The 7190-nt window shown below is 59.2% G+C and carries 8 protein-coding genes; 3 read left to right on the top strand and 5 right to left on the bottom strand.

Annotation, left to right across the window (positions count from 1 at the left end):
• The first annotated feature begins 63 nt into the window (after nt 1–63).
• Nucleotides 64–1211 (top strand): IS3 family transposase gene (locus BFP90_RS26900; RefSeq protein ID WP_122582746.1). Its coding sequence is split into 2 segments (ribosomal slippage): nt 64–319 and nt 319–1211, totalling 1149 coding nucleotides; the frame shifts between segments, so codons are not numbered across the junction.
• A 78-nt stretch (nt 1212–1289) separates the two neighbouring features.
• Here BFP90_RS26900 and trxB read toward each other — a convergent pair.
• Nucleotides 1290–2252, bottom strand: a complete 963-nt coding sequence (gene trxB / locus BFP90_RS26895; RefSeq protein WP_065885058.1) for a thioredoxin-disulfide reductase — start codon at nt 2250–2252, stop codon at nt 1290–1292.
• A 283-nt stretch (nt 2253–2535) separates the two neighbouring features.
• Here trxB and cysZ point away from each other — a divergent pair, with 283 nt between their 5' ends.
• Nucleotides 2536–3300 carry a sulfate transporter CysZ gene (gene cysZ, locus BFP90_RS26890; RefSeq protein WP_065892859.1) on the top strand — a complete coding sequence of 255 codons (765 nt, stop codon included), beginning with the start codon at nt 2536–2538 and terminating at the stop codon, nt 3298–3300.
• A 54-nt stretch (nt 3301–3354) separates the two neighbouring features.
• Complete coding sequence (locus BFP90_RS26885; protein ID WP_065898460.1) at nt 3355–4557, top strand: glycosyltransferase family 4 protein; 1203 nt, start codon at nt 3355–3357, stop codon at nt 4555–4557.
• Here BFP90_RS26885 and BFP90_RS26880 read toward each other — a convergent pair.
• The 4 genes from BFP90_RS26880 to BFP90_RS26865 all read right to left on the bottom strand — a co-directional run.
• Nucleotides 4526–5629, bottom strand: coding sequence for an NADH:flavin oxidoreductase (locus BFP90_RS26880; RefSeq protein ID WP_065898459.1), 1104 nt, complete (start codon nt 5627–5629; stop codon nt 4526–4528). The two genes, BFP90_RS26885 and BFP90_RS26880, sit on opposite strands and share 32 nt — an antisense overlap.
• Nucleotides 5630–5848: 219 nt before the next feature.
• A complete protein-coding gene (locus BFP90_RS26875) occupies nt 5849–6331 on the bottom strand; it encodes a glutathione peroxidase (protein ID WP_065898458.1) in 483 nt (160 codons plus the stop codon).
• Between the two features lie 101 nt (nt 6332–6432).
• Entirely contained in the window at nt 6433–6897 is a 465-nt protein-coding gene (locus BFP90_RS26870; protein WP_065885053.1) for a CreA family protein, read from the bottom strand.
• 15 nt (nt 6898–6912) lie between these two features.
• The coding region (locus BFP90_RS26865; RefSeq protein ID WP_370671710.1) for a PUA domain-containing protein at nt 6913–7190 on the bottom strand (278 nt) is incomplete at its 5' end.

The raw sequence follows: 7190 nt of genomic DNA, 5'->3' as shown, positions 1-7190 counted from the left end.
TGAGCTGGTCTAATAGTCCCGGACACCTCAATAGGTGAAACTACACCTATTGAGGAGTATTCCATGACCAAGAAGTACAGAAAATTCGACGCCGCTTTCAAGCTAAGAGTCTGCAAGATGATTGTTGACCAAGGCCTGAGCGTGAACTCCGTTTGTACCGATTTAGACTTGAGTGATACTGCCGTGCGCCGCTGGGTCCAGCAGTACCAAGCCGAGCAGTTAGGTGGTACAGGGATTGGTAAACCGTTAACCAGCGAGCAACAGCGTATTCGTCAGCTTGAGCAGCAGATCCGCGAGCTGAAGACTGACAACGATATATTAAAAAAAGCTACGGCCTTCTTTGCCCGCGAATTGAAGTGATCCACCAATTGGTTCACCAAATGCAATGCAAGGCCTACCCGGTAATACGTATCTGCCGGGTTTTGCGGATCAGCCGTTCGGGGTTCTATGAAGCTCGTCAGCGGTCTTTTAAGCCAAAAGCTGTCTGTCCGGTTGCAGCTCAGGTCAAAGCTACGTTCATGACCAATGAGCACTGTTATGGCAGTCGTCGGGTGATGAAAGCACTGCGTAGCGATGGCGTATCCATTGGGCGGCACAAGGTCCGTCGGCTGATGAAACAACAGGATTTACGCCCGATCTGGAAGCGCAAGTTCGTTCATACCACCAACAGTAATCATAATTTCCCGGTAGCTGAGAACCTGCTCAACCGCCAGTTTAACCCCGAGCAGATCAACCAATCATGGGTTGCTGACATCACTTATATTCGCACTCGAAGCGGCTGGCTGTACTTGGCGGCTGTCATGGATTTGTATTCACGCAAGATCGTAGGCTGGTCCATGGCTCCGCATATGCGCGCAGAGTTGGTGTGCAGTGCTATGCAACTAGCCATCACACAGAGACAGCCTAAACCGGGTCTGATCGCGCACTCAGATCGGGGCAGCCAGTATGCAGGCGCTACTTACCAAGCCATGCTGACACGACATGGCTTGCGCTGCAGCATGAGCCGCAAGGGCAACTGCTGGGACAACGCAGTCATGGAACGTTTCTTCTTGAACCTGAAGATGGAGCGTGTTTGGAGGAAGGACTATGCCAATCATGATGAAGCAATCAGGGACGTCACGGATTACATTGTGCGGTTCTACAATGAACGACGAATGCATTCATCGTTAGACTATTTGCCGCCCAATCAGTACGAGCGGCAAACAGCCTGAAAACACCGATTGAGGTGTCCGGAAAAAGTTGACCACCTCAGGGGCAAGCCCCCTCCCACATTTTTTTTGCAGTGCTGCTTAGAACGAAGCGTCTTTCAAACCATCGAGGTAACGCTCGGCATCCAGGGCCGCCATGCAGCCGGCGCCGGCCGAGGTGATGGCCTGGCGGTACACGTGGTCCGCCACGTCACCGGCAGCGAAGATGCCTTCGATGTTGGTGGCCGTTGCGTTGCCTTCACGGCCGCCCTGCACCACCAGGTAACCGTCTTTGGCTTCCAGCACGCCTTCGAACAACGAGGTGTTCGGGGTGTGGCCGATGGCGATGAATACGCCGTCGACTGTCAACTCGTCGAAGCTGCCGTCGTTGTTCTTCAGACGGGCGCCGGTCACGCCCATATTGTCACCCAGGACTTCGTCCAGCGTGGCGTTGAGCTTGAGGATGATCTTGCCTTCAGCAACGCGGGCGTGCAGCTTGTCGATCAGAATCTTCTCGGCGCGGAAGGTTTCGCGGCGATGCACCAGGGTCACGGTGCTGGCGATGTTGGCCAGGTACAGCGCCTCTTCCACGGCGGTGTTGCCGCCACCGACCACAGCCACCGGCTTGTTGCGATAGAAGAAACCGTCGCACGTCGCGCAGGCGGAAACGCCCTTGCCCATGAACGCCTCTTCCGAAGGCAGCCCGAGGTAACGGGCGCTGGCGCCGGTGGCGATGATCAATGCGTCACAGGTATACACGCCGCTGTCGCCGGTCAGGCTGTAAGGCTTCTTGGAGAAGTCGACCTTGTTGATGTGGTCGAACACGATCTCGGTTTCAAAGCGCTCGGCGTGTTCTTTCATACGCTCCATCAGCACCGGGCCGGTCAGGCCATGGACATCGCCCGGCCAGTTGTCGACTTCAGTGGTGGTGGTCAACTGACCGCCCGCCTGCATGCCGGTGATCAGCAGCGGCTTGAGGTTGGCCCGGGCAGCGTAGACGGCAGCGCTGTAACCGGCAGGGCCGGAACCGAGAATAATCACTCGCGAATGACGGGTATCAGACATGACTCACTCCTATCGACCGTCCGCACAACAAGACGGCTGGAATAAAAAAGGGACCACGAAGCACTTGGGGAAGTGCTTGAACTCGCAGGCCCTGAAAATAATGGGTGCAGCGTATCGAGGGGGGCAAGATTAAGGAAATACGGAATAACAATCCAGCTCATAGGTGGTCTCTATGCAGTCGGCTCGGTCAATCGAGGCGTTTGTTACCGTTGATGTCGCCGCTTTCGCCCGGAATATAAAGCCGGTAAGGTCGGCCCGTTCGTCACTATGCTCGGAGTTATCCATGCCCGCCCCCGCTCTTTCCGGCCCGCAATACCTGCGCGAAGGCCTCAAACTGGTGCTGAGCCCCGGCCTGCGCCTGTTTGTGCTGCTGCCGCTGGCGATCAACCTGCTGCTGTTTGTGGGATTGATCTATTTTGCCGGGCACCAGTTCAGCCTGTGGGTTGACCACCTGATGCCAACCCTGCCGAGCTGGCTGAGCTTTCTCAATTACCTGTTATGGCCGTTGTTTGTCGCGCTGGTGGTGCTGATGGTGTTCTTTACCTTCACCATGCTCGCCAACATCATCGCGGCGCCGTTCAATGGCTTTCTATCGGAGAAAGTCGAGGTGGTGGTGCGTGGCACCGACGACTTCCCCGCGTTCAGCTGGGCCGAATTGATCGCCATGGTCCCGCGCACCCTGGCCCGGGAAATGCGCAAGCTGGGCTACTTTCTGCCGCGGGCTATCGGCCTGTTCATCCTGTCGTTCATTCCAGTGGTCAACCTGATTGCCGCGCCGTTGTGGCTGCTGTTCGGCGTGTGGATGATGGCGATCCAATACATCGACTACCCGGCCGACAACCACAAGCTGGGCTGGAACGAAATGCTCGCCTGGCTACGCCAGAAACGCTGGCAGAGCATGAGTTTTGGCGGAGTCGTCTACCTGGTGCTGCTGGTGCCGGTGGTCAACCTGCTGATGATGCCGGCGGCGGTCGCCGGGGCCACGCTGTTCTGGGTGCGCGAGCAAGGTGCCGAAGCGATGGCGGGGCAGCAGGTAGCCAGGTCATAAATCCATCATCGCAGTGACACAATGACGACATGGCCCGCAGCGACACTGTGGGTCATGACGACAGCCTCGCTTCACATCACCCTGATCACCGAAACCTTCCCGCCGGAAATCAACGGGGTGGCCAACACCCTTGGCCGCCTGTGCGATGGTTTGCGCGCGCGCGGCCATCAAATCGAACTGGTGCGCCCCCGCCAGGGTGTCGACCAGAGCCGGCCGAGTGACGATGAGTTGCTGCTGTGCCGTGGCTGGCCGTTGCCGGGATATCCAGGGCTGCAATGGGGCCAATCGTCGATGCACAAGCTGCTGCGACGCTGGACACGTCAGCGCCCGGATGTGTTGTACATCGCAACCGAGGGGCCGCTGGGCCTGTCCGCCTTACGCGCGGCGCGACGCCTGGGAATCAGCGTGGTCAGCGGCTTCCACACCAACTTTCAACAGTATTCGAACCAGTACGGCTTGAGTCTGTTGAGTCGCCTGGTCACCCATTACCTGCGCTGGTTTCATAACCGGTCGACGTTGACGCTGGTTCCCAGCGCGAGTCAGCGCCTTGAGTTGGAACGCCGGCATTTCGAGCGTCTCGGGATGCTGTCCCGGGGAGTCGATAGCCAACTGTTCCATCCGGCGAAACGCGACGACAGCCTGCGCGAAAGCTGGGGTGTGGAGAGCGACGATATCGTGGTGCTGCACGTAGGACGCCTCGCCCAAGAGAAAAATCTGGGGCTGCTCAAACGCTGTTTCGATGCGCTGCAGAGCACTTACCCCTCGCGACGGTTCAAGTTGGTCATTGTCGGCGATGGCCCGCAGCGCGGCCTGTTGCAGCGCGACTTGCCCGAAGCGGTGTTCTGCGGCGCCCGGCGCGGCGAAGAGCTGGCACGGCATTACGCCTCGGGCGATCTGTTCCTGTTTCCGAGCCTCACCGAAACGTTCGGCAATGTGGTGCTGGAAGCCATGGCGTCCGGGCTGGGCGTGGTGGCGTACGACCAGGCGGCCGCCACCCAGCATATTCGCCATGGCTACAACGGTGCGCTGGCGATGCCGGGGGATGAAAACGCATTTTGCGACGCAGCCGTCTGGCTGCTGGAGGAGCGCGAGACCTTGCGCCGAGCGCGCTTGAATGCCCGACAACATGCCAGCCGCCAGGGCTGGCCGGCAATCGTCGAGCAGTTCGAACGCCAGTTACGCGGTGCGTGCAATGACGGGCAACCGGCGCCCATCTTGTCGCCGCTTACACCAGGGTCGTCAACGCCTCACGACTGAAGGGCAGAATGTCCGCCTCACGCCCCTCGCGCACTTTCACTGCCCAATCCGGGTCCACCAGCAGCGCACGACCCACGGCGACCAAATCGAACTCGTCGTTATTCAAGCGCTCCAGCAGTTTCTCAAGGCTGGCCGGCTGCGCGACTTTATCGGTGTTGACCATGAACTGCAGGAATTCGTCATCCAGGCCGACACTGCCCACGGTAATCGTCGGCTTGCCCGTCAACTGGCGGGTCCAGCCGGCCAGGTTGAGGTCGGAACCTTCGAACTCCGGTTCCCAGAACCGGCGCGTTGAGCAGTGGAAAATATCCACGCCGGCGTCGGACAACGGCTTGAGGAATTCGCCCAACGCCTCGGGGGTTTGCACCAGGCGCGCCGTGTAGTCCTGCTGCTTCCACTGGGAAAAACGCAAGATGATCGGAAAATCCGGGCCGACCGCCGCACGGGTAGCCTGGATCAGTTCGATGGCGAAACGTGAGCGGTTGGCCAGGCTGCCACCGTATTCGTCGGTGCGCTGGTTGCTGCCTTCCCAGAAGAACTGGTCGACCAGGTAGCCGTGGGCGCCGTGGATTTCCACACCGTCCATGCCGATGCCCTGGGCATCTTTGGCCGCCTGGGCGAAGGCATTGATCACGTCCTTGATGTCCTGGGTGGTCATGCCGTGGACGACCACGTTGCCATCCTTGAGTTTCTCCATCGGGCCATAGGCCGGCACGCTGGCATCAGGTTCGGTACCGATACGGCGCACACTGCCCACATGCCACAACTGCGGCACAATCTTGCCGCCTTCGGCGTGGACCGCATCCACCACTTTCTTCCAGCCGGCCAACGCCGCTTCGCCGTAGAAGTGCGGCACATTGGGGTAGCCGTTGGAGGCTTGATGGCCGACCACGGTGCCTTCGGTGATGATCAGGCCCACACCGGCGGCGGCGCGACGGCGGTAGTACTCGATCACTTTGGAATTGGGTACTCCGCCGGGTGAAAACGAACGCGTCATCGGCGCCATGACCACGCGGGTCGACAGTTGCAGTGCACCGAGCTGGAAAGGTTTGAACAAGGCTTGGACGGGCATGGAGCACTCCACATGAGGCGAATTTATGATGTGGATAATATGCACGCCAAAGCTTGCTGGGTAACACTATTGATCTGAGTGATTAAGGCGATAAAAACAACCGAATACCTGTAGGAGCGAGCTTGCTCGCGAAGAGCCGGAGCACACCGCGTGTATCCAGCGTGCACGCGTCATGGTTGGCGATTTTCGCGAGCAAGCTCGCTCCTACAGAGAGGGGATTCAGGCCAGGGCTTTTTCGATGGCCTGGACGACCGTTGGATCATCCGGCGGCGTACGCGGCGAGAAACGCGCCAGTACACGGCCATCCTTGCCGAGCAGGAATTTTTCGAAATTCCAGGTGATATCGCCTGGAAACTCAGCGCCCTCGCCCGCCAGCAGGCGGTACAGCTGGTGACGATCAGGGCCGTTCACCTCAAGCTTGCTGCCCAGGGGGAACGTCACCCCGTAATTGAGGCTGCAGAATGTCTGGATCTCCTGCTCGGTGCCCGGCTCCTGACCTGCAAACTGATTGCACGGAAGGCCCAGCACGGTGAAACCCTGGTCCTTGTATTGCTGGTAGAGGTTTTCCAGGGCCGCATACTGCGGGGTCAGACCGCATTTGGAGGCGACGTTGACCACCAGCACGACTTGGCCCTTGAAGGGCGCCAGCGGCAGCTCTTGTCCGTCCAACGCTTTGAGTTTCAGGTCGTGGAAAGCACTCATGACGAACTCCAGATATCCCATGTTCTTCGCATTGCAGCCCTTCGAGATTACAGACCACAAGCCTGCAATCATAGATGCCGATTGAAAAACTCGCCCGCCGGTTACTGCGCGGTTGGCCACGGCAAGATCGGAATCGCGGTCACTGCGTTCTGCGGGCTGCCTTCGATCAGGCGGTCGCTGTAGACCAGATACACCAGCGTATTGCGCTTCTTGTCGAGGAAACGCACCACCTGCATGGTCTTGAACACCAGCGAGGTGCGCTCCTTGAACACTTCGTCGCCGTCCTTGAGCTCGCCCTTGAAGTGGATCGGGCCGACCTGGCGGCAGGCAATCGAGGCTTCGGCGCGGTCTTCGGCCAGGCCCAGGCCACCTTTCACGCCGCCGGTCTTGGCGCGCGACAGGTAACACGTCACGCCGTCGACCTTGGGGTCATCGAACGCTTCGACGACGATCCGGTCATTGGGACCGACAATCTTGAACACCGTCGACACTTGGCCGACTTCTTCGGCCGAGGCCAACAGTGGCATGGCCAACAGCAGGCCGAGCAGTCCTGTCACTAAACGCATCGTGTATTCCTTTGGTTAAACCAGGATCAGGTTGTCGCGGTGAACCAGTTCCGGCTCAGCCATGTAACCCAAGAGTCCGACAATCGCGTCGGACGATTGTCCAATAATCTTCTGCGCTTCCAGGGCACTGTAGTTCGCCAGGCCGCGGGCGATCTCACGACCATCCGGCGCCACGCACACCACCATCTCGCCTCGGCGGAAGCTGCCTTGCACCCGTTTGACGCCCACCGGCAGCAAGCTTTTGTTGCCCTGGGACAGCGCCGATACCGCGCCTTCATCCAGCACCAGGGTGC

Source organism: Pseudomonas sp. 24 E 13, from assembly GCF_900004715.1.
Lineage (GTDB): Bacteria > Pseudomonadota > Gammaproteobacteria > Pseudomonadales > Pseudomonadaceae > Aquipseudomonas > Aquipseudomonas orientalis_A.
The sequence above is the reverse complement of the archived record's forward strand: the minus strand, read 5'-3'. Positions and strand labels throughout refer to the sequence as shown.

Coding starts and splice junctions, on each gene's coding strand:
- trxB (WP_065885058.1), bottom strand. CDS start 2,252: ATGTCTGATACCCGTCATTCGCGAGTGATTATTCTCGGTTCCGGCCCT.
- cysZ (WP_065892859.1), top strand. CDS start 2,536: ATGCCCGCCCCCGCTCTTTCCGGCCCGCAATACCTGCGCGAAGGCCTC.
- BFP90_RS26885 (WP_065898460.1), top strand. CDS start 3,355: ATGACGACAGCCTCGCTTCACATCACCCTGATCACCGAAACCTTCCCG.
- BFP90_RS26880 (WP_065898459.1), bottom strand. CDS start 5,629: ATGCCCGTCCAAGCCTTGTTCAAACCTTTCCAGCTCGGTGCACTGCAA.
- BFP90_RS26875 (WP_065898458.1), bottom strand. CDS start 6,331: ATGAGTGCTTTCCACGACCTGAAACTCAAAGCGTTGGACGGACAAGAG.
- BFP90_RS26870 (WP_065885053.1), bottom strand. CDS start 6,897: ATGCGTTTAGTGACAGGACTGCTCGGCCTGCTGTTGGCCATGCCACTG.